The sequence below is a fragment of the Fictibacillus sp. FJAT-27399 genome, assembly GCF_001510655.1.
In the GTDB taxonomy this organism is placed as follows: domain Bacteria; phylum Bacillota; class Bacilli; order Bacillales; family Fictibacillaceae; genus Fictibacillus_C; species Fictibacillus_C marinisediminis.
Genome location: NZ_LMVC01000002.1, coordinates 942301 through 964055, shown reverse-complemented (window position 1 = coordinate 964055; position 21755 = coordinate 942301). Strand labels below are relative to the sequence as shown.

24 protein-coding genes are annotated in these 21755 nt (G+C 42.3%); all 24 read right to left on the bottom strand.

What is annotated here, in order from left to right; all coding sequences use genetic code 11:
* Positions 1-55: 55 nt before the first annotated feature.
* The 24 genes from cccA to deoC all read right to left on the bottom strand — a co-directional run bounded on the left by cccA (position 56) and on the right by deoC (position 21698).
* Positions 56-400 carry a cytochrome c550 gene (gene cccA / locus AR335_RS09800; RefSeq protein ID WP_053357846.1) on the bottom strand — a complete coding sequence of 115 codons (345 nt, stop codon included), beginning with the start codon at positions 398-400 and terminating at the stop codon, positions 56-58.
* A gap of 230 nt (positions 401-630) precedes the next feature.
* The gene (locus AR335_RS09795) at positions 631-2256 is read right to left on the bottom strand and encodes an AMP-binding protein (RefSeq protein WP_062234902.1); all 1626 of its coding nucleotides are present in this window, start codon (positions 2254-2256) and stop codon (positions 631-633) included.
* 21 nt (positions 2257-2277) lie between these two features.
* Entirely contained in the window at positions 2278-3417 is a 1140-nt protein-coding gene (locus AR335_RS09790; protein ID WP_062234899.1) for an acyl-CoA dehydrogenase, read from the bottom strand.
* Between the two features lie 296 nt (positions 3418-3713).
* Positions 3714-4838 carry an RNA polymerase sigma factor RpoD gene (gene rpoD, locus AR335_RS09785; RefSeq protein WP_053357843.1) on the bottom strand — a complete coding sequence of 375 codons (1125 nt, stop codon included), beginning with the start codon at positions 4836-4838 and terminating at the stop codon, positions 3714-3716.
* Between the two features lie 36 nt (positions 4839-4874).
* Positions 4875-6686 (bottom strand): DNA primase, encoded by a 1812-nt coding sequence (gene dnaG / locus AR335_RS09780; protein WP_062234897.1) that lies wholly within the window; start codon positions 6684-6686, stop codon positions 4875-4877.
* 66 nt (positions 6687-6752) lie between these two features.
* Positions 6753-7223, bottom strand: coding sequence for a YaiI/YqxD family protein (locus AR335_RS09775; RefSeq protein ID WP_082683435.1), 471 nt, complete (start codon positions 7221-7223; stop codon positions 6753-6755).
* Between the two features lie 271 nt (positions 7224-7494).
* Positions 7495-8319, bottom strand: a complete 825-nt coding sequence (locus AR335_RS09770) for a pyruvate, water dikinase regulatory protein (RefSeq protein ID WP_175501848.1) — start codon at positions 8317-8319, stop codon at positions 7495-7497.
* Positions 8320-8341: 22 nt separating this feature from the next.
* The gene (locus AR335_RS09765) at positions 8342-8992 is read right to left on the bottom strand and encodes a helix-turn-helix transcriptional regulator (protein WP_082316198.1); all 651 of its coding nucleotides are present in this window, start codon (positions 8990-8992) and stop codon (positions 8342-8344) included.
* Positions 8993-9084: 92 nt separating this feature from the next.
* Positions 9085-9828, bottom strand: a complete 744-nt coding sequence (recO, locus tag AR335_RS09760) for a DNA repair protein RecO (RefSeq protein WP_062234894.1) — start codon at positions 9826-9828, stop codon at positions 9085-9087.
* Positions 9829-9863: 35 nt separating this feature from the next.
* The gene (locus AR335_RS23120; protein WP_082683434.1) at positions 9864-10007 is read right to left on the bottom strand and encodes a YqzL family protein; all 144 of its coding nucleotides are present in this window, start codon (positions 10005-10007) and stop codon (positions 9864-9866) included.
* 93 nt (positions 10008-10100) lie between these two features.
* A complete protein-coding gene (gene era, locus AR335_RS09755; protein WP_062234891.1) occupies positions 10101-11009 on the bottom strand; it encodes a GTPase Era in 909 nt (302 codons plus the stop codon).
* A complete protein-coding gene (locus AR335_RS09750) occupies positions 11002-11400 on the bottom strand; it encodes a cytidine deaminase (protein ID WP_062234887.1) in 399 nt (132 codons plus the stop codon). The genes era and AR335_RS09750 overlap by 8 nt, the downstream gene beginning before the upstream one ends.
* Before the next feature lie 52 nt (positions 11401-11452).
* Positions 11453-11860, bottom strand: a complete 408-nt coding sequence (locus AR335_RS09745; protein WP_304438384.1) for a diacylglycerol kinase family protein — start codon at positions 11858-11860, stop codon at positions 11453-11455.
* Entirely contained in the window at positions 11826-12296 is a 471-nt protein-coding gene (gene ybeY / locus AR335_RS09740) for an rRNA maturation RNase YbeY (RefSeq protein WP_062234884.1), read from the bottom strand. Before ybeY ends, AR335_RS09745 begins: the two co-directional genes overlap by 35 nt.
* On the bottom strand, positions 12296-14434 hold the full coding sequence (locus tag AR335_RS09735) for an HD family phosphohydrolase (RefSeq protein ID WP_062234880.1): 2139 nt from the start codon (positions 14432-14434) through the stop codon (positions 12296-12298). The genes ybeY and AR335_RS09735 overlap by 1 nt, the downstream gene beginning before the upstream one ends.
* A 349-nt stretch (positions 14435-14783) precedes the next feature.
* Positions 14784-15746 carry a PhoH family protein gene (locus tag AR335_RS09730; protein ID WP_062234878.1) on the bottom strand — a complete coding sequence of 321 codons (963 nt, stop codon included), beginning with the start codon at positions 15744-15746 and terminating at the stop codon, positions 14784-14786.
* 5 nt (positions 15747-15751) lie between these two features.
* A complete protein-coding gene (gene yqfD, locus AR335_RS09725; RefSeq protein ID WP_062234875.1) occupies positions 15752-16945 on the bottom strand; it encodes a sporulation protein YqfD in 1194 nt (397 codons plus the stop codon).
* Positions 16946-16966: 21 nt separating this feature from the next.
* Complete coding sequence (yqfC, locus tag AR335_RS09720) at positions 16967-17251, bottom strand: sporulation protein YqfC (RefSeq protein ID WP_062234874.1); 285 nt, start codon at positions 17249-17251, stop codon at positions 16967-16969.
* A 102-nt stretch (positions 17252-17353) separates the two neighbouring features.
* A complete protein-coding gene (locus tag AR335_RS09715; protein ID WP_062234871.1) occupies positions 17354-17755 on the bottom strand; it encodes a hypothetical protein in 402 nt (133 codons plus the stop codon).
* A 3-nt stretch (positions 17756-17758) separates the two neighbouring features.
* Entirely contained in the window at positions 17759-18766 is a 1008-nt protein-coding gene (floA, locus tag AR335_RS09710; protein WP_053357832.1) for a flotillin-like protein FloA, read from the bottom strand.
* On the bottom strand, positions 18767-20101 hold the full coding sequence (locus AR335_RS09705) for an NfeD family protein (protein ID WP_062234868.1): 1335 nt from the start codon (positions 20099-20101) through the stop codon (positions 18767-18769).
* Positions 20102-20285: 184 nt separating this feature from the next.
* Positions 20286-20729: a GatB/YqeY domain-containing protein gene (locus tag AR335_RS09700; RefSeq protein ID WP_062234864.1), complete on the bottom strand. Its 444-nt coding sequence runs from the start codon at positions 20727-20729 to the stop codon at positions 20286-20288.
* Between the two features lie 14 nt (positions 20730-20743).
* On the bottom strand, positions 20744-20917 hold the full coding sequence (gene rpsU / locus AR335_RS09695) for a 30S ribosomal protein S21 (RefSeq protein WP_007202240.1): 174 nt from the start codon (positions 20915-20917) through the stop codon (positions 20744-20746).
* 115 nt (positions 20918-21032) lie between these two features.
* On the bottom strand, positions 21033-21698 hold the full coding sequence (deoC, locus tag AR335_RS09690) for a deoxyribose-phosphate aldolase (protein WP_062237012.1): 666 nt from the start codon (positions 21696-21698) through the stop codon (positions 21033-21035).
* Between the last annotated feature and the right edge of the window lie 57 nt (positions 21699-21755).

Here is a 21755-nt window from a genome sequence, read left to right as displayed (position 1 = left end):
AAAAAAGCCGACTCAATCATAACGCCATAAGGCTGTTGATTGAAGTCAGCTTCTTTTATTTTTTCTCTGAAAGCCATTTTGCAATGATTTGTTGCTCTTCGCCTTTTACGACACCAGCGGGCATTCCGCCAGGTTTACCATTTTTAAGAATATTAGTGATTTGCTCTTTTGAATATTTGGCTCCGACTTTTTGAAGGTTAGGACCAACCGCGCCTTCCAGGTTTTGGCCATGGCAGGAAGAACAGTTTTGTTTAAAAATTGCTGCAGGATCAAGTGCAGCCTGTTCTTTTTCCTTTTTCGCTTGTTCCTGATTATGTATTCCCCAAAATGACATGCCGATAATGAGAATAATGCCAATTACTCCTGTAAAGATAAAAGGAATAAGCGGATTACGTTTCATCATTTTTCCTCCTTCATCTGTTATACATTTGATGTACATTTTGCCTGCTTATGTAAGTGCTAACAATCCATATCCTATTTTACTTGAAAAAAGAGTCGAAGGAAAGAGAAAGTTAAACTTTTACTAGTTTTGTAAAAAGCCTTCAAACTTGGAATTAAACATAGTGTATGGATTTCATATTAAATGATCACCTGATGCAGCAAAGAAAAAACGCCCGCAGTTGCGGACGATCAGGTCACTATACCTTGTTCTGCTTCAATTTGCTTTTTAGCCTCCTCACGCAATTTATACTTTTGAATTTTACCAGATGCCGTCATTGGATATTCGTCTACAAAAATCATGTATTCAGGAATTTTGAACTTGGATATCTTTCCTTGGCAATAGGCAGCCAGTTCTTCTTTCCCAATACTATGCCCCTCTTTTAGCTGGATGCAGGCAGCCACTTTTTCTCCAAATGTTTCGTCCGGAACTCCGATCACCTGAACATCGAGAATTGAAGGATGCGAATATAAAAATTCTTCGACTTCTCGCGGGTAAATGTTTTCACCGCCGCGGATGATCATATCCTTCAAACGGCCTGTGATGGCCACGTAGCCCTCATCGTCCATCACAGCCAGATCACCGGTATGGAGCCAGCCCTCCTGATCAATCGCATCTCTGGTCGCATCAGGCATCTTATAATATCCTTTCATCACGTGGTAGCCTCTTGTACAGAGTTCCCCCTGTTCTCCAAAAGGTACCGTCTTGCCTGTTGCAGGATCGATAACTTTGATTTTAACACCCGGGTGCTTTTTCCCAACCGTCTCCACCCTCTTTTCAATAGGATCATCAGGTGTCGTTTGAGTAAAGACCGGCGAGGTTTCTGTTTGTCCATAAGCAATTGTGATTTCTGACATTCCCATTTTACTGATGACATTCTTCATGACTTCAATTGGACAAGTAGATCCTGCCATCACTCCTGTCCGAAGCGAACTTAAATCGTACTGCTGGAAATTTTCATAATTCAGCTCTGCAATGAACATTGTAGGTACACCGTGAAGCGCCGTGCATTTTTCCTTTTCGACGGTCTCCAGGACTTCCTTTGCACTGAATTGAACGATAGGTACCATAGCTGCTCCAGCGGAAACTGCTGTTAACGTTCCGATCACACACCCAAAGCAGTGAAAGAACGGTACCGGAATACATAGACGGTCCTGTTCAGTTAACCTCATGGCTGCCGCCAAACGATGAGCGTTTCCAAGAATATTACTATGCGTCAGCATGACCCCTTTTGGAAAACCAGTCGTGCCTGACGTGTACTGCATGTTAATGACATCTGAAGGCTCCAGGCATTTTTCTCTCTCTAGGAGTTCCTCATCGGAAATGTTTTCTCCTGAACGAAGCATCTCTTCCCAGTTTGACATCCCTTCTGGCTGGCCATTGCCTATATAAATGAATTGATCCAGCAGAGGGAATTGTTCGTTTTTGGATTGAACAGCCTGAGCCATTTGTACATAGGACGTGTTTTTGAAGCCCTCTATGAGAAATAAGGCTTTTGAATCTGACTGTTTTAGGAGGTATTCCAGTTCAGTCTGCTGGTAGCTGGTATTTACCGTTACTAATACCGCCCCCGCTCTTGCTGAGCCGAATTGCAGCAATATCCATTCCGGCACATTGGTTGCCCAGACTGCAATATGATCTCCCTTTTTAATACCGAGTGACATTAATCCTTTAGCTACTTTCGCAGTTAAATCGTAAAATTTTTTATAGGAATACCGGATTCCTAAATTGCTGTATACAACAGCTTCACGAGAGCCGAATTTCTTCACTTGCTCTTCAAGATATTTTCCAATAGTTACGGATTGCAGCTCTGTCATAATTCACCCCATTCTTTAGAATTAACAGCCGATTTCTCTGGATATTACCATTCTTTGAATCTCAGACGTTCCTTCACCGATTTCAGTCAGCTTAGCATCACGGAAATAGCGCTCTACATGATAGTCTCTCATGTACCCGTAACCACCGTGAATCTGAACCGCTTCCGAACAGATCTGCATGCAAGCCTCTGAAGCGTAAAGCTTCGCCATTGCTGCTTCTTTGGAAAACCTTTTCCCTTGGTCTTTTAACCAGGCGGCTTTGTATACCATGTTCCTCGCCAGTTCAATCTTCATTGCCATGTCAGCAAGTTTGAATTGAATCGCCTGAAATTTAGAAAGAGCGGTCCCAAACTGCTTTCTCTCTTTAGAATAAGCAAGAGCCTTGTCATAGGCAGCCTGTGCAATGCCTACTGCCATCGCACCTATACCAATACGTCCGCCGTCAAGCGTGATCAGAAATTGCTTAAAACCATCTCCACGCTGTCCGAGCAAATTCTCCTCTGGAACTTTTACTTGGTCAAGGATTAATTCAGTAGTGTTTGAAGAATGAAGCCCCAGTTTCTCATAGTTATCGATCACTTTAAAACCTTCAGAGTCAGTTGGAACAATAATGGCACTGATCTCTTTCTTGCCGTCATTTTTCCCTGTAATTGCTGTCAGTGCGAGATGCTTGGCATAGCTTGCATTTGTAATGTAGCACTTGCTTCCGCTGATCACCCATTGATTGCCTTGTTTCACAGCGGTTGTTTGTGTTCCCCCAGCATCTGAGCCAGCGTTCGGTTCAGTCAGACCAAAAGCACCCATCGATTCTCCTGTACAGATTGGCACAAGATATTTTTGCTTCTGCTCTTCTGTTCCAAACAAATAGAGGGGAGCTCCGCCAAGAGAAACATGTGCCGAATACGTGATACCGGCAGAACCGCATGCTCGGCTTAGTTCTTCTACTGCGATCGCAAAAGAAATGGTATCTGCCCCTCCGCCGCCATATTCTTCAGGGAAAGGCAAGCCCATGATTCCCAGCTTCCCTAGCTTCTGAAAAATTTCAACAGGAAACTTTTTTTCTTTGTCCCTCTGTTCTGCGCCAGGCGCAACTTCTTCATCAGCAAATTCCCTCATCATTTTTTGTATCATTGCTTGCTCATCTGTCAATGCGTAATTCATGGATGACCCCACCTTTTGTATAATTTCACCATTGTGTGTAATCGCTTTCAAGTTTATTATAGATATAAAGGCAGAATTTTTACAACATTAACATTATTATTTTTACGTTTATTTTCCCTTCTTTTGGAAGTCCTTTTTTATCAGGGTGATTTGCATTCAGCAAAATTTATCAGTAAAATGGATAATAATAACTGGTAAAAATGTTATTATGTTCTATTTTCCTGCGTTCGTTCAATAAATCATTGAGCAAAATAAAAAAGCCTGCCGGCAAGGGCAGACTTTATCACTGATCTATTTTATTCCAAGAAATCCTTCAATCTCTTGCTTCTGCTTGGATGGCGGAGTTTACGAAGTGCTTTAGCTTCGATTTGGCGGATCCGTTCACGGGTTACTCCGAAGACTTTCCCAACTTCTTCCAGAGTACGTGTACGGCCGTCATCAAGACCGAATCTTAAACGCAAAACATTCTCTTCTCTGTCGGTGAGGGTATCGAGTACATCTTCGAGCTGCTCTTTTAACAGCTCATAAGCTGCAGCTTCAGAAGGAGCTAGTGCGTCCTGGTCTTCAATGAAGTCACCAAGGTGAGAATCGTCTTCTTCACCAATTGGTGTTTCAAGAGAAACAGGTTCCTGGGCGATCTTCAGGATTTCGCGTACTTTGTCCGGAGTGAGATCCATTTCCGCACCAATTTCTTCAGGCGTCGGTTCGCGGCCCAAGTCTTGCAGTAGCTGCCTCTGGACGCGGATCAATTTATTTATTGTCTCTACCATATGAACAGGAATACGGATGGTTCTTGCCTGGTCAGCGATAGCTCGTGTTATAGCCTGTCTGATCCACCATGTGGCATACGTACTGAACTTATAGCCTTTACGGTAATCAAACTTCTCAACCGCTTTAATAAGTCCCATGTTGCCTTCCTGAATAAGATCAAGGAAGAGCATCCCGCGGCCTACGTAACGCTTTGCAATACTTACAACCAGCCTAAGGTTCGCTTCAGCAAGGCGGCGTTTTGCTTCTTCGTCACCTTCTTCGATTCGTTTAGCAAGGGAAATTTCTTCTTCTGCAGAAAGAAGATCCACGCGGCCGATCTCTTTTAAGTACATTCGGACAGGGTCATTAATTTTCACCCCTGGAGGAACGCTGAGATCGTTGAGGTCAAACTCTTCTTCTTCCTTGCCTGCTTCAAATTTAGGCTCTTCTTCATCAGAATCAGATTCATCGGTTACTTCTACACCCTGTTCTTCAAGGAAGTTGTAGAACTCATCCATTTGCTCTGAATCCTGATCAAAAGGCGCTAGTTTGTTGGTAATGACCGTATAGGTCAGCGCACCATTCTTTTTCCCTGCTTCAATTAATTGCTCTTTTACTTGATCGATGGTTAATTCGCCCTCCGTCTCGCGACGGTTTGGTTTCTCAGCCATTCGATCCCCTCCTTCCACACTTCAACAAAAAAATAATCAGCCTTTTAATTCTTTTTTCATTTGAAGTATCTCCATTGCTATTTGGGCCGCCCTGGCAAAATCCTGCCCGCGTTCCGCTTCCTTTTTGTGCTTTTCTTTACCCTGTATCACCAGCCATTTAGGATAGTTGGTGATCTGTCTTATATAATCACTCATTTCCTTATCGGAAAGATGTTCATTGACAGTCAGCATCGCCAGCTCGGAAGCAATCTTTTTTAACCTGTCATCTTCAATGCGCTGCAGGAACAAACCAACATTGGGCAAATTTCCTTCTTCATAGAAGGCATATAAATAAGCTGCAACCGCATTGTGTTCTTCAATGTTAAATGATGCTCCCAGTAACTCCTGAACCCTGATGGCAACGTCTGTGTTTTTCAGCATATGCGCAAGTAGAATCCGTTCAGCATTATGATAGGCAGGCAAAAGCGGTTTGTTATAGTAAGTATTATTCCTAGGATTATTATTCCTGTTTGTGTCAACATTATCCTTTTTTCGCTTTTGCTGCTTAGCTGTATAAAACTGCTGCTGCTTTAGAGCTTCCAGAGAGAGGTTAAATTCATCAGCAAGCTGCCTTAAATAATGGTCTTTTTCAACCGCATTAGGCAATTGGCTGATTTCCTTTATTATCTCTTCGATATAGAGCATTCGTTCTCCTTCATCGTTGAGATTTTTACCTCTTCTGTAATATTGAATTTTAAAAGCCATTACGGTTAAACTTGCCCCTATTACATCCCTGTTAAACTTCTCGGCTCCATATTTTTGGATATAGTCATCGGGATCAAGACCGTCTGGCATTTTCGCAATTTTCACATTGCATCCTGCTTTTAATAAAATCGATGAAGCTCTAAAGGAGGCTTCAACACCTGCATGATCCGAATCATAACAGATAACGACAGAAGGTACATTTCGTTTCAGCAGTTTTGCCTGATCTTCTGTCAAAGAAGTTCCAAGTGTAGCCACCCCATTTTCAACGCCTGCTCTCCAGGCAGCAATCGTATCAACATACCCTTCAAATAGAACAGCCTGCTGTTTTTTCCTCATTTCCGGACGGGATAAATGCAAGGCATACAAGTTCTTGCCTTTATTAAACAGCAAGGTCTCAGGGCTGTTTAAATATTTGGGTTCCCCGCTGTCCAAAATTCTGCCCCCAAAGCCGATGACTTTACCGTTTTTATCCCAGATTGGAAACATGATCCGGTTTCTGAACCGGTCAAAGAATTTACCGTCAAAGTCCCGTTTGCCAAGCAAACCGGCTTTTTCAGAGAGCTCCAGCGAGAAGTTTCTTCTGCTGAGGAAGTTGGTGGCCGCATCCCAGGAATCAGGTGCAAACCCGATTTGAAACCGGGAGATGACTTCATCCGAAAACCCTCTGCCCTTTAAATAGTCGAGAGCTTTCAAACCTTGCTCAGTATTGAGCAGATAATGATGAAATAGTTTCGCCAAAAGTTCATGAGCCTCGCCCATGACTGCCCGGTTATCTGAGGATTTGCTGTTTCCAGACTGCCGTTCCAGTTGAGGTAAATCTATTCCCGTTCGCTGTGCAATATGCTTCACTGACTCAAGAAATGAAAATCCTTCGATATTCATTAGAAAAGAGAAAGCATTACCGCCTGCTCCGCAACCGAAACAGTGGTAGATCTGCTTATCAGGCGAAACAGAAAAGGAAGGGGATTTCTCTCCGTGAAATGGGCATAAGCCAAAATAATTGCGCCCTTGTTTCTTCAAGGTTACATAGTCACTGACTAGTTCAACAATATCTTGAGATGTTCGTACTTTTTCTATCAGTTCGTCCGGAATTCGTTCTGCCATGTTTAAACACCGCTTTATTTACTTTCCTATGTAAAAATCACACAGGTTATAGTTATTCGTTAAGAGTTATTGAAATCCTTCAATATTCGACAACATTTTTTTAAATTGTCCGGAGAAACGTTCAAGATCAGAATCCTGAAACTTCGCTGGTCCTTTTGTACGTTTGCCGGCTCTTCTTTCTTTCCCGGAAATGTACCTTTCAAAAAGCATTTTTTCCATATTTTCCTCCCGGTATAAAAAACCGCGGGGATGGAACGTAATCACACCTTTTGGGACCAGGATACTGGCCAGGCCAAAATCCTGAGTAACCGCAATATCTCCTTTCATTGAATGATTCATTAAATACAGGTCTACTTCTTCACGGTTGGCATCGACCAGAATCCATTCTACACCAGGTGAAGGGGCTGTATAATGGGCATATGAAATGACAAAAAATGCCGATAAATTAAATTCCCGACAATGTTCGATAATAGAATTCCTAATCGGAACCGGGCATGCATCTCCATCTACCCATACTTTTGATTTTGAATTAGACATAAATTAAATTTCTACATCCTCCATAAGAATCCTTCTACAAAATAAACATGTCGAAGAAAACCTTTTTTTGTTTTACGTCTTGTTGAAGAATGCTGTTTCATAGAATCAGTCTGTCCCGTGCTCTGGAAAGAACATTCTTATCCTATTCTAGGTTCCATTGCTAACTTTTAATCACAATTTTATATTATAGCTAAAAATTTATAATAATGCCAGAAAAATAACTTCCGCAGAAAAAAGCGTACAAAATCAAACGATTTCGTACGCGATATGGTTATCGGTAGTTTTTGCCCGTATAAATGTTATAAATGAGATTTGCTGATTCCTCTACGGCTTTGTTTGAAACATCAATGACCCGACAGCCGATCCGGTCTATTGTTTTAGTGAAATAGTCAAGCTCTTGCCTGATGCGGTTGATATTGGCATAATTAGCCTCAGAATTTAACCCAAGAGCCATCAGTCTTTCTCTGCGGATATCGTTTAGTTTTTCAGGAGTGATGCTTAAACCGAAACACTTTTTAGCAGAGACTTTGAACAATTCCTCCGGTGGCTCGACTTCAGGAACAAGCGGAACATTGGCCACTTTCAGTCGTTTGTGAGCCAGATACTGCGACAAAGGTGTTTTAGACGTCCTTGACACTCCTACCAAAACGATATCGGCTTTTAAAATTCCCCTTGGATCTCTTCCATCATCATACTTAACAGCAAACTCGATGGCTTCAACTTTCCGGAAATAATCATCATCCAGCTGATGTACAATTCCTGGCTCATATCTCGGAACCTGCTGAAGAAGCTGCTGCATCTGGTTCATCATCGGACCGATAATATCTACTGCAACCACTCCCGAAACCAGTGCCTGCTGGAGGAGAAACTCCTTCATTTCTGGTATGACAAGTGTAAACGCGATTAGAGCCTGATGTTCTTTAGCTAATGCCACTACTTCTTTAATGGTTTCCTTATCTTCTACATATGGAACCCGCTTAAGCTCAATGGCAGTTGAATTAAATTGGCTGGCCGCGGCTTTTACAACAAGCTCCGCAGTTTCGCCAACAGAATCGGATACAACATAAATCATTGGGCGATTTATATGGTCAGTCATCATTACCTCCTGATTGCGAAGATCAAATAATCATTTCATCCCTGGCCAATTCAACAAAGGCCTTTGTAATATTCGTTTTCGTGATTCTTCCCACTACTTCATACCCTTCGTCATTGGGAGCTTTTTTTACGACCGGCAGCCCGTCAATCTGCTTTTGGATGAGAATATGGGCAACATCCAGTAAATGGTCTTCTTTAAAACAGTATGTGATATTCGGCATCCTGGTCATAATAATGTTGATAGGGACGGCGTTTAATTCCTGTTTTCCCATACTTGCTCTCAATAAGTCTTTTCTTGAAACCACTCCAACAAGATGAGAGTTTTTATTCACAATAAACAAAGTTCCCACGTCTTCAAGGAACATGGTACAGATCGCTTCATATACGGTTGAAGATTCAGGAACCACAACGGGGATCGATGAAAATTCATGGACTTGTATCTTCTTGATTTTTTCAGTCAATAGCTGGGAGCCTGTTTTGCCTGTATAAAAATAGCCAACACGGGGTCTGGCATCCAAATAACCCGCCATCGTTAAAATGGCTAGGTCAGGCCTAAGCGTAGCTCTTGTCAAATGCAAACGGTCTGCAATATGTTCCCCCGTAATAGGTCCATGGTCTTTTACGATCTGCAATATTGTTTGTTGCCTTTTATTCAGTTCGATTGTTCGCACCACCTTAGCAAACTTGAAATGTGTTATACTCTTTATTAAACATTATATACTAATTAAGGGAGCAAACGAAGCTAAAAGGTATAAAAGCAACATTATTATTCAAATTTATTCAATTGATCCAAAAACTTTTTAGATTTGAAGAACATCCCTGAATACTCATCAATGTAGGTAGATAGAATAAACTGGATTTCGTTCTTTGTCTGTTTTTTTAACGATACATTTCCAAGCCGGTTTAAATCAAAATGATAAAACAGGCGAAGGAGTCTTGCAGTTGGTCGAGTCAGCGGAATCCTGTTAGGGTCCAGGTGATAGCACCTGTCACAGAGAAAACCACCTTCCCGCACGGAAAAGGCAAATTCCCCTTCGGTTCTGCCGCAGTTGGCGCAGTGATTTACTTGGGGGCCAATGCCCGCTTGCTGCAGCATTTTCATCTCAAAAATAAACGTGATAACTTCTGGATCTGCACCTTCATTTATAAGGTTGAAAGATTGCCAAACATGTTCAAATAAATAGGGCTGAGTTTTTTTCTCTTCTGTCACCTTATCAAGAAATTCAACCATATAAGCACAATAAGCTGTTTTAAACAAATCTTCCTTGATGCCTCTGAACGAGTCGATGATTTCACCTTGACTCAGAGAACCCAGCCCCCTGCTTTGCTGAAAAACAAAATGACCGTATGTAAAGAGCTGCGCAACAGAAGAGAGGCGACTTTTTGGTTTCTTCGCCCCTCTTGCCATAACTCCTATTTTTCCGTTTTCTCTCGTAAAAAGAGTAAGAATTACGTTTGTTTCACCGTAGTCCACTTTTCTGATAACAATTCCTTCAACCTTTTGCAGCATGATTACACCACCACCAGGTCATTAATGAAGGCACCCTATTGGATGGGAGAGTCAATATGCACTTGCTGATCTTCTAGCTGAGCCACACTTGTTGACATGTCGACCTCAAGTTCTTTAAACAACAAATAGGTATCGATACTGCCCGTTTCGCAAAATACCTTCCAGGTAAATTCTTTCATGGGAATGCTCCACCTTTCAAGTTGTTTTATAAAACTCCCTTGTCCTTAGGTTTGCCTTATATATCTTTTTCATGTGAAGGAAAATATGGAAGATCAATATTCGTCTTCGTTGAATCCGAATTCCTTTAGATTACTCAGCTTGTTTCTCCAATCATTCTGTACTTTCACGAAAAGCTCCAGAAAAACTTTAGATCCAAGCAAGTTTTCAATATCTGTACGGGCTCGTTTTCCGACCTCTTTAAGCATCGAACCTTGTTTTCCTATGATGATCCCTTTTTGAGATTTTCGTTCAACGATGATGGTGGCGTTTATAAATACCACATCACGGTCCTCACGTCGCTGCATCTGTTCAATGACAACAGCAATGGAGTGAGGAATCTCCTCTCTCGTCAGATGCAGTACTTTTTCACGAATCAGCTCACCGGCAATAAATCGTTCAGGATGATCTGTAATCTGGTCTTCTGGATAATATTGCGGACCCTCCTCCAGATATTCTGTAATCTGGTTCATGAGCGTATTCACGTTGTTGCCCTTTAGAGCAGAGATCGGAATCACTTCCTGTACATCAACCTTGCCTCTGTAAAAGTCGATCAGCGGAAGCAGCTGGTCAGGGTGGATCGTATCAATTTTATTGATCACAAGGAAGATCGGCTGTTTGATGTCCTGAAGTTTATCAATGATAAACTGATCTCCTCTGCCATACCCCTCTTCTGCATTGATGACAAAAAGAATCAAATCTACTTCCCTTAATGTCTGCTGAGCGATTTTTGTCATAAAATCGCCTAAACGGTGCTTAGGTTTATGAATACCCGGAGTGTCTATAAAAATAACTTGTGCTTGATCCGTTGTATACACTCCCTGGATCTTATTCCTTGTTGTCTGCGGCTTGTCACTCATAATGGCGATCTTTTGGCCGATGATATGATTTAACAACGTTGATTTCCCAACGTTCGGCCGTCCGATTATAGAAACAAAGCCTGATTTGTAACCTGTTTTATTCATTCAAATCCCCCGGTGAAAACGCCCCTGGAAGCAATTCTTCCACAGTCGTTTCCATGATGTTTCCTTTTAAATTTGTCAAATAAACTCTCATGCCTGGCGGGCATAGTTCTGATATGACTTGTCTGCAAGCTCCGCAGGGCGGAACGGGCCGATCTGTATCTGCTACTACAGCTATGGCAGCAAACTCTTTATCACCTTCAGAAACCGCTTTGAACAATGCTGTCCGTTCTGCGCAGTTTGTTACACTATAAGCAGCATTTTCAATGTTGGATCCTCGATAGACCTTGCCGTCTTTTGTTAAGAGTGCAGCACCCACTTTAAAATTCGAATAAGGCACATAAGCATAATCTCTCGCTGAAACCGCTTCCTCAATCAGTTTTTCTTTTTCCATCTCTTGTTCCACCTTTCAACACCAGCCTTTACTCATTTCAAGCGGCTGATATCTAAGAGAAATAGTGTAAGGCAGGTTTTAAAAATAGCAGTAATCCGATTATAACAGCAATCACCGAAAAAACCAAAACTGCACCCGCCGCCATATCTTTGGCCTGCTTTGCTAACGGGTGGTAATCATTCGTGACCAAATCGACGAGGCGTTCAAGTGCCGTATTTACGATTTCAAGACAAATCACATTCCCAATGACAATCAGCAGAATGGAAAACCTCTCAGCTGAAAATTCAAGGACATAGGCCGCCAGTAAAACGATACAACTCACTGCGAGATGAATTTTAATATTCTGCTCACCTTTAACTGCAGCCTTAATTCCTTCCCAGGCATATCCAAAACTTCTAACAAATCTGCGGGCTGATGGCCGCATCTTATCTGCTGAGACCGTATTCGTTAAGAATTTCATCTTGCCTGCTGAACATTTTCTTTTCTTCTTGTTCGTTCAGGTGATCATAGCCTAAGAGGTGAAGAAAACCATGAACGGTCAAAAAGCCAAGTTCTCTCAAGAATGAGTGTCCGTATTCTTCTGCCTGATTTTTAGCAATCTCTGCTGAAATAATAATGTCGCCAAGAATTCTCGGTAAACCATCTCCAGTTATTTCCAGTTCCCCCTCACCCATTTCTTCCATCGCAAAAGAGATCACATCTGTTGGCGTATCTTTGTTCCGATATTGTTTGTTGATCTCATGGATCCGCTCGTTTGTTACAAAGGTAACAGAAAGCTCAGTCTCATCGGGAATGTCTTCCATGACCGCTGCCTGATTTAAAAGGTTCGTTAACTCCTCGATCTGAGCTGGGGAGATTTGTTCGGTTTCGTCTGTAAAATCAATGTGTAAGCTCATTATAAGTCCACCTTCTTTTTAATTTGCTGCTCAGGATATTCAATTCTTGAATGAAAAATCCCGTTCAATGTTTCACTGAGTGTCTTTGCTACCGTATTTAATTCTTTAAACGTAAGATCACATTCATCAAACTGCCCGTCCTCAAGGCGTTCAGTAATAATCTTGCGGATAATGGCTTCAATTTTAACCGGTGTCGGTTTGGAGAGGGAACGGACAGCTGCTTCCACACCGTCTGCAATTCCTACTACCGCGGCTTCTCTGGATTTAGCTTTCGGACCAGGATACCTGAAATCTGTTTCCTGGATCTCGGCATTACTCAGTTCAACTGCCTTGTGGTAGAAATATTGAAGCAGGGATGTCCCGTGATGCTGTTCAGCTATATCAATAATTTCTCCAGGCAGCTTATATTCTTTCAACATTTCTGCTCCGTCATACGGATGGGCAATAATGATGGTCTTACTAAGCTGCGGTGTCAGTTTATCATGCGGATTCTCCATATTCATCTGGTTCTCAATAAAGAAATGAGGCCTTTTTGTTTTGCCGAGGTCATGATAGTAAGATCCTACTCTGGCAAGAAGGCCGTTAGCTCCAATGGATTCACAGCCGGCTTCTGAAAGGTTGGCCACCATGACAGAATGATGATAAGTGCCAGGAGCTTCAATCAATAGTTTCCTTAACAGCGGGTGATTAGGGTTCGAAAGCTCGATCAGCCGTGTCGTAGATAAGATGCCGAACCAGGATTCAAAAACCGGCATCAGCCCCAAAGCTAGTACAGATGCCAGGCATCCGGATAAAAAGCCAAATCCGATTTCCACCCCAATCTGTACAGGAGAGTACTTTCCATTTTGAAGCAACAGAATGATCAATATGGATAAAATATTGGTAAATGAAACGAGAACACCAGCCTTTAATATTCTTGATTTTAAATGCCGTTTTCCCAGATAAATGATTCCTGCCACACAGCCGAGCAATACGTAGATGCCAAGTGGAAAATTAAATGTTCCGGTAGATCCTTCATTAAAAATAAGTGTCGCGCAAACTGCAAATAGTACACTGGAAAGAATAGCTGTAAATTCGTTGAGCAGCATTTTAATCATCATAGCTCCTGCAGCGATCGGAACCACAAAAAAGATTCCTGTGATCTCCAGTTTATCAATGAAGCTTGTCAGTTTCATTACGATCAAGGAAAACGTAATCAGGATGACATACAGCAGCATCTGTTTTTTTTGCAGAGGCGCCGTAGCTTTTAAAGATTCTTTAATAAAATAATACAGGCCTATGACTAAAATAAGAACAAAAAGTAAAAGACCTAAATACGGATATATCGCAACTTCCTTATCAAGAAGCCCAACCAGCTTAAGCTGCCTGAATTTTTCAGGAGTCACAACGTCTCCCTCTCTGACGATGATCTCTCCTTCTTTAATCTCGACTGGTTCCGCTTCATCGATCGCTTTTTGTTTCGCCAATTTCGTTTTATCAACGTCCAGCAGAAAATTAGAGATGATATTGCTTCGGGTCAGTTCAACAACAGCATTTTTTAAAGAACTCGAAAAATTTGAATTCTGCTGTATTTTATCTTCTGCCCTGTCACGGAAAAATTCGATCTGATCGACCCTGATCTTATTTTTAAGCGTGTCGTTGATCACTGAGCTTGCAAGGTCTCTGCCGGTTCTGAGTTCAGACGGAGAGGCATTAAACAGGGCAGTATACGCTTCGGGAGAGATCTGATCGTTTCCAACCATCCCCTTGATCTGATCTATTTTCTGGTCAAGTGTCAGTGGGTCTTTATCTTTTTTATTCTTGCTCTCCGCTTCGTTGATCTTTTCGATAGCCTTAAAGATTTCATTGGACTTTTCCGCCTGTTTCAGCGGACTGTCTTCATCATAGGAATAAATATTCTCTACTTTGTCCGCTGCATCGTTTTGCTTTTTCAGCGTTTCTTCTTTCATCTCAATCGTGATCGGTGATTGAATATCACGCGGGGAAATGGAGTACGGCCCAACATCCACCGTATCAGGGGTTACATTGCTGAGCAAGCTGGCGTAGATAATAAGAGCTAGCAATCCAAACATAAAAAAATTCCATTTATTATGCAGTCCCTTTTTTATTCGCAAACGTTTTTTGATCTGTTTCGTCACCTCTTACCATCCCCCGCCTGTCTCTCCTATTGCTATCTTCATATTAACAAAAACTGGACATAGAGGATAGCAAAGAAAAAGAATAAAAAATTCAGCATGGATTGAAGTGGTGTCCAGCTCCGGCGCATAAAGCTGAAAACGTTTTTCCTGTTTTCAGCATGGGTCCTCGTTAGATGAAAAGTAAGATCTTCTTTTCATCTTAGTCGTCTTCACTCTTACTTCTCAACACAAAGGAGTGTTGTTGTGTAAGTGTTCCAGCCCTTGTCGGACCTTTGCAGGGTGCTAACGCTTTTCTTCACAAAAAAAGAAAAAGCATTCAGGTTTTCTTTCAAAAACCCTCAAGCTTTTTCTACTTCTCTGTCTTTTCGTATGCTGAAATAATTCGTTGAACAAGCGGGTGCCTTACTACATCCAGCTGCTTTAAGAATATAAATTGAATGCCTGGCACACCATTGAGCGTCCGTTCAGCGATTTTAAGGCCTGATTCTTTTCCTTTCGGAAGATCGATTTGTGTCAGATCCCCCGTGATGACCATCTTAGAGCCGAAACCAAGACGGGTTAAAAACATTTTCATTTGTTCTGGCGATGTATTCTGTGCTTCATCTAAAATGACAAAGCATTCATCCAGCGTCCGTCCCCTCATATAGGCAAGCGGAGCTATTTCAATCGTGCCTCGTTCCAGCAACCGTTCCGTATGCTCCATCCCAAGAAGGTCATGAAGTGCATCATACAAGGGGCGAAGATATGGATCGACCTTTTCTTTTAAGTCACCCGGCAGGAATCCTAAGCTTTCGCCCGCTTCAACCGCCGGCCGTGTAAGAACTATCTTTTTTATTTTTCCTTCTTTTAGAGCAGCAACAGCCATAACAACGGCTAAGTAAGTTTTACCCGTACCTGCTGGACCGATTCCAAAAACGAGGTCTCCTTTTTTCATCGCAGATACGTAATGGCGCTGACCGAGTGTCTTTACCCTGATTGGTTTACCTTTGACGTTGGTTGTAATCTCCTGCTGATACAATTCGGTGATCTCTTCAAGCATCCCCCGTTCAGAAAGCTGAACAGCATAAACAATGTCTCTTTCTGAAATATGGATCCCTTTACGGATAAGGTTTAGAAGTACGATTAAGACATCCTCCACTTTCTGAACCGTGTCGGATGTTCCACTGACAGAAATATCTTCACCTCTAGTGACAATCGTGACTTCAAGCTTATCTTCAATTATCTTCAGAAAAGCATCGTTAGGTCCGAAAAGCGCTTGGGCTTCCCCTTGATTTTCTAGTTGTAATAGCTGTAATTTAATGGGTTCTGACAAACTACTCAGTCTCCTTGTTGGATAAGTATAGGTTGTTCAGATGCAATATTTTCAATTACCTGGTAGTGCATCGATAAATTAACTTTACCATTAGATACTGACTGGCGCAAAATTTTCTCTTCTTTTATCTGAGCATCATGAGCAAGCAGTTTTCTCACTTCTTTTTTTGCCATGGCCCTGCCTGCTTGCACAGCTTCTTCCTTCGTATAGACCCTTTTTACACCATCTGTTTCCCTGATCACTTTTTTAATATATGAGACTGGGAGCGTCCATTTCCAAAACTTCAGAGGTGTTTCGTTTTCACTGACATCTTTGGTTTTATATTCCCCGTCTTTCCATCCCCAAATCGGGATCCTGAGACCAAAAAGGCGGAGTTTATGCTGTGTCACAGTGTTGCCTGTATACGTCTGAAATTTCGTTGCAAGCGGGATGGTCACATTGGTCGTATACCACGTTTCACCAAGGACTACTCCTTTTGCAGTGACAAGCTTGGTTTTTCCTTCTTTACCGATATATCCAGAGACAAGAAGAGCCCCTTTATAAACAAATTGATGCGGAGCCACAACAGGTTGTCCCTTTTCAACGAACATGTCATAGATCACAGCATCTTTTTTTGCCACTAAATGTCTTGGTGATAGAGCTTCTTTCCGCTTGGGGATCTCTTTTTCCACCACTTGAAAGTTATAGGTTGTCCCATTAAGGCTTACTCCGATCCACGTCACATTATCCATGGCGTTCGTTAGCTGCTGCTGAAGCTGCCTGACATTCGGCAGGAGAAAGATAAATTTCCCTTTCTTAATGCCCAGTTCTTTTGCTGCTTTTAGCAGCTGGTATTCTGTTTTAGGATTTGCTCCTGTCACATTAATATTCCAAACCATGTTAGATAATAGGAATAGAATGACTAAAAAGCCTGCAAGACCCAAGATAAGGCCGTTTCTCCTCCACATTCTGGCTGCCCAGAACGGCAAACCGTTCTTTTCTATAAAACGAATTTTGCACCCTGTCTGTTTTAAGAGGGGCCGGAAACCCTTAATATTCTTAGTATAAAGATAAGCTGTTACGGCGTTCTCATTCGTCCGCCTAATGTTCCATATCGAGATATTTTGAGCGAGACATTCGTTAATAAAGTCTTCGATGTTTTCTCCCCGTATTTCAACTTTCACATAACTGTTTATAGGTTCCAGCCAGTCCTTTTTCATAACAGCCTCCTGTCCACAGGTTTACGTGGCTTTGTCATAATAAACTCCATCTATGCTGCCCTCAAGCAGAATTTCTTCCGGCAATATCGTTTTAATTACAAAATCCTGGCCCTTGATCACGAGGTTGCCCTGCTTCAAGCGGAGTTTTAATTCCTCTTTTGAAAAAGCTATGACTCCCCTGTGATTTTCTATATAAATATGTAACTGGCCAATCATTGTAATACGGGGCAAATCCATCATGGCATCCGCAGGGAGATCCAATTTTTCCACAAGCCACTTTGTTACCTGCTGTCTCAACTTTGCCATCCGCAACACCCCTCTCATCTCATTTTTATGAAGACGTGGGATAAACTATCACACCTAAATGAAAAAAAGACCGCCAAATCTGGCAGTCCTTTTCGTCTAATCTTATTTTTTTCTTCCGTGCAGTGGATTGATGGCCCTTGGTTTTCCCAATACCTCTGACCAGATGATACCTTGCACAATGTTCTCTTTTTTTACTTTAACTGTAAAGATCTCATTGCTTCTGTCTTTATAACGGTTACTCTTAAGTGGTTCTATTGTAAAGGTTTCCTGAGCACTTCTTCTGGCTTGCTGGTAGGTCGCTTCAGACAACGGAGGCGCTTTTTCCTTTGATTCTTTCGTCTCAGGATGAGAAAACGTGCTGGCACTTCTTTGCGGCTTGGCCGTGCGCTTTGGAGGGGTTGAAAACTTCTGCTCCAGTCTTTTTTTGATTAATCCTAACAGCCCGACAACCACAAAGATTAAAAAAGGGATCAGGTCACCAATGGCATCCAGGATATGATCCATCGGTTATTTTCCTTTTTTTCCTGGAAGTTCATCGTCACCATTCGGATCTGCAGATTTTCCGATGGACTCCCGCATCGAAGTATCAGCCATCACATTTGTTAAGTTGGCATAATCAAGAACTCCAAGCTTTCCGGAACGAAGCGCTTCAGCCATAGCCAACGGAACTTCAGCTTCAGCTTCCACTACTTTCGCTCGCATCTCCTGTACTTTCGCGATCATTTCCTGTTCGTTTGCAACCGCCATCGCTCTTCTCTCTTCAGCTTTTGCCTGTGCTATATTCTTGTCGGCGAGAGCCTGATCTGTCTGCAGTGCAGCACCTATATTTTTGCCGATGTCAATATCCGCAATATCGATGGATAAAATTTCAAATGCAGTGCCTGAGTCCAGACCTTTTGAAAGAACAGTCTGTGAGATCGTATCAGGGTTCTCCAGCACTTTCTTATGATTTTCACTTGAACCAATGGTGGATACAATCCCTTCACCGACCCTTGCAATAACCGTTTCCTCACCCGCACCGCCGACGAGCCGTTCGATGTTGGCTCTTACGGTAATTCTAGCCTTCGCTTTCACTTCAATCCCATTGAGCGCTACACCGGCAATGAACGGAGTTTCGATGACCTTCGGATTAACACTCATCTGAACCGCTTCCAGTACATCCCTCCCAGCCAGATCAATAGCTGCCGACCGTTCAAAGCTCAGTTCGATATCCGCCCTGTGCGCGGCTATTAAGGCGTTTACAACACGGTCCACATTTCCCCCTGCCAGGTAGTGGCTTTCCAGCTGATTCGTCGTTAAGTTAAGCCCTGCTTTCTGAGCCTTGATCAGCGGATTGATAACTCTGGAAGGGATAACCCTTCTTAGTCTCATTCCAATCAATGTAAAGATGCCAACCCGCACACCTGCAGCCAGTGCAGAAATCCAAAGAGCGACTGGAACAAAGGTAAACAAAACAGCCAGGACGATAACGATGACTCCTATTAGAACCAGTGTAGCAATAGGTCCTGTAAACATTTACATTCCTCCTTCATGATGATCTTTCACTTCTCTTACTACAATTCTTGAACCTTGAACTTTTACAATCTTAATCCGCTTTCCTTTTTGAATGAAAGACCCTTCAGTCACAACATCCAAGTATTCTCCATCCAGTTCTGCTGTTCCGGACGGCCTAAGCGGGGTAATAGACTCTGCAATCCTTCCGGTTAAATCATGCCTCTGCCTGCTTGAAACATAGCCTTTCTCGGTACTCGTGCTGTCGAACAAAACAAGTTTTCGGAGCGGGCCTTTGTATCCGAAGAATTTAAGGAACAAGAATGCTCCAATGATTGTCACGAGTATGGCGATGGCGATTGAGGTCACTATGGTGGTTAATGACCCTGCAGCCATGACCAGGCTGGCAATCACCGCAGTCAGCCCTAATATCCCCACAATACCGCCCGGAACAAAAACTTCAAGCAACAGAAAAATGATTCCTAAAATAAATAAGGCAATCGATTCCCATCCCGCTAGCCCTGCAAGAAGGTGTCCGAAAAAGTATAGAAACATTGAAGAAAGCCCAATGATTCCAGCTACGCCAAAACCAGCTGTGAACAGCTCGATAACCATTCCGAGGAAGCCAATCGAGAGCAAGATCGGAACAACGACCGGACTGGTAACAAACCGGGCAACCCTTTCCGCTAAACTTAAATCTTCTTGTGTGACAGAAGCATCATCCAGTTTTAAATAAGAAAGCAATTCAGAACGGTCTTTTACAATCTTTTCTGCATAGCCGACTTTAACCGCCTGATTAGCAGTCAATGTTAATAATTCTCCTTTTTTTAGGCCGAGCTCTTTTAACTCCATATCATCATCAGCCATCGCACGAGCGTACTTTGGATTTCGGTTATTTAACTCTGCTGCTGCTTCCATTTCCGCGATCCATGCTGATTCTGCTTTTTTTCCAGCTGTATTCCCGCGCGAGTCTATAACAGCTGCTGAACCTATCGTTGTGGAGGGTTTCATCACAATTTCATCTGCATTCAATGCAATATATGCTCCTGCAGAAAAGGCATCCTTCACTATGTATGCTGTAGTAGGTATCTTCGTATCTCTTATCACTTCAGCGATGTTATTTGCTGAATCCACCCTTCCCCCAGGCGTATTGATTTCAAAAATGATATGGTCTGCCCCTGCACTTTCTGCGTCTTTAATACTGCGTTTTAAAAACGCTTCCAGTCCTCTCTCAATTTCCTGCTGAACAGGGATAACGTACACCTTTTTTCCGCTTCCCTCACCGCTTACAGGTTGAATTGAAACCATCAGAGGGATCATGATTAACGCAAGAAAAAATACGAATCGGACTTTTTTCACTATTAGCCCCCCTTTTGCTCCCTCTTTAATGATTACGCTTGACGAGTGAAAAAGTTTCAAATATTGGAAAGAACTCATATTTATTTTACAGGATGTACTCTTGTAGGACCAGAACTTCTCCAGCTTTTAACGCATGCAAAAAGACGCCCTCAAGGCTAGAAACCTTTCAGACGTCTGTTCGAGTTTAAGATAAATTTTGTTGGACAAGGCGATTGACAAGAGCACCATCGGTTTTGCCTTTAACTTTTGGCATTACCGCTCCCATCACTTTCCCCATATCTGCTTTAGATACAGCTCCAACTTGTTCAATTGCTGCCAGGACGATGTCTTTAACTTCTTCTTCACTTAACTGTTCCGGCATGTAATCCGTAATGATGACAATTTCGTCTTTCAACGCATCCGCCAAGTCATTGCGGCCGGCTTTTTCAAATTCTTGGAGGGAGTCTTTTCTTTGTTTCATTTCACGTGCAAGAACAGTGAGCTCTTCTTCTTCATTCAGGTCGTGCCCGAGCTTGATTGACTCGTTTTGAAGAGATGCCTTCAACATACGAATCACAGAAAGCTTTTGCTTGTTTTTGTCCTTCATCGCTTGTTTCATATCCTGGTTTAATCGATCAAGAAGACTCATAACTTACACCTCTCTTAGAACTTGCGCTTTCTTGCTGCCTCAGCCTTCTTCTTACGTTTCACGCTTGGCTTTTCATAATGCTTGCGCTTTTTAACTTCTGCCAAAGTTCCATCTTTGGAAACGGATCTTTTAAAACGACGAAGAGCATCATCAATGGATTCGTTCTTGCGAACACGAGTTTCTGCCATTTTCTTTCCCTCCCTCCAGACCATTCCGGCATGAAAACCATGTCAGGAATGCGTCACATATCTTTTGCCATTATAATATACCAATCGGTAATGGTCAATAAGAAACCGCTTAGTTTTAATAATCAGAATTGGAATCTTCGCCTTTTACAATGGCAATCCCAGCACTTGCACCAATTCTTGATGCACCTGCTTCAACCATAGCCAGTGTGGCCTCTCTGTCGCGTACACCGCCTGAAGCCTTTACACCGATATTAGGACCCACTGTTTTGCGCATTAATTGAATATCTTCAGCTGTAGCCCCTGCAGAAGAAAAACCAGTCGAAGTCTTCACAAAATTAATTCCTGCTTTAACAGCAATTTCACACGCTTTAACTTTTTCTTCATCCGTAAGGAGCGATGTTTCGATAATTGCCTTAGTTAAGGCCTTTCCTTTCGCTGCTTCAACCACAGCCCGTACATCCCGCTCTACAAGATCATAATCCTGCCCTTTTAAAGCTCCAATATTGATGACCATGTCCACTTCGGTCGCACCATTTTCAATGGCATTTCTCGTTTCAAACGCCTTTACTTCCGGCGTGCTCGCTCCAAGTGGAAAGCCGATCACTGTACAGACAGCTACATCTGATCCTTTAAGCTGTTCAAAGGCTGTGTACACCCAGGTTGGATTAACACAGACAGAGAAGAAATTATATTCTTTTGCTTCTGAACAAAGTTTCAGAATATCTTCCTTTGTTGTTTCAGGTTTTAATGCTGTGTGGTCAATTAATTTTGCAAGATCCATAGCAGACATCTTCTATCATCCCTTCAGACATTAGTACATTCTTATATATTTTACCAA

Coding starts and splice junctions, on each gene's coding strand:
- cccA (WP_053357846.1), bottom strand. CDS start 400: ATGAAACGTAATCCGCTTATTCCTTTTATCTTTACAGGAGTAATTGGC.
- AR335_RS09795 (WP_062234902.1), bottom strand. CDS start 2,256: ATGACAGAGCTGCAATCCGTAACTATTGGAAAATATCTTGAAGAGCAA.
- AR335_RS09790 (WP_062234899.1), bottom strand. CDS start 3,417: ATGAATTACGCATTGACAGATGAGCAAGCAATGATACAAAAAATGATG.
- rpoD (WP_053357843.1), bottom strand. CDS start 4,838: ATGGCTGAGAAACCAAACCGTCGCGAGACGGAGGGCGAATTAACCATC.
- dnaG (WP_062234897.1), bottom strand. CDS start 6,686: ATGGCAGAACGAATTCCGGACGAACTGATAGAAAAAGTACGAACATCT.
- AR335_RS09775 (WP_082683435.1), bottom strand. CDS start 7,223: ATGTCTAATTCAAAATCAAAAGTATGGGTAGATGGAGATGCATGCCCG.
- AR335_RS09770 (WP_175501848.1), bottom strand. CDS start 8,319: ATGACTGACCATATAAATCGCCCAATGATTTATGTTGTATCCGATTCT.
- recO (WP_062234894.1), bottom strand. CDS start 9,828: ATGCTGCAAAAGGTTGAAGGAATTGTTATCAGAAAAGTGGACTACGGT.
- AR335_RS23120 (WP_082683434.1), bottom strand. CDS start 10,007: ATGAAAGAATTTACCTGGAAGGTATTTTGCGAAACGGGCAGTATCGAT.
- era (WP_062234891.1), bottom strand. CDS start 11,009: ATGAATAAAACAGGTTACAAATCAGGCTTTGTTTCTATAATCGGACGG.
- AR335_RS09750 (WP_062234887.1), bottom strand. CDS start 11,400: ATGGAAAAAGAAAAACTGATTGAGGAAGCGGTTTCAGCGAGAGATTAT.
- AR335_RS09745 (WP_304438384.1), bottom strand. CDS start 11,860: ATGAAATTCTTAACGAATACGGTCTCAGCAGATAAGATGCGGCCATCA.
- ybeY (WP_062234884.1), bottom strand. CDS start 12,296: ATGAGCTTACACATTGATTTTACAGACGAAACCGAACAAATCTCCCCA.
- yqfD (WP_062234875.1), bottom strand. CDS start 16,945: ATGAAAAAGGACTGGCTGGAACCTATAAACAGTTATGTGAAAGTTGAA.
- yqfC (WP_062234874.1), bottom strand. CDS start 17,251: ATGGCAAAGTTGAGACAGCAGGTAACAAAGTGGCTTGTGGAAAAATTG.
- AR335_RS09715 (WP_062234871.1), bottom strand. CDS start 17,755: ATGGATCATATCCTGGATGCCATTGGTGACCTGATCCCTTTTTTAATC.
- floA (WP_053357832.1), bottom strand. CDS start 18,766: ATGTTTACAGGACCTATTGCTACACTGGTTCTAATAGGAGTCATCGTT.
- AR335_RS09700 (WP_062234864.1), bottom strand. CDS start 20,729: ATGAGTCTTCTTGATCGATTAAACCAGGATATGAAACAAGCGATGAAG.
- rpsU (WP_007202240.1), bottom strand. CDS start 20,917: ATGGCAGAAACTCGTGTTCGCAAGAACGAATCCATTGATGATGCTCTT.
- deoC (WP_062237012.1), bottom strand. CDS start 21,698: ATGGATCTTGCAAAATTAATTGACCACACAGCATTAAAACCTGAAACA.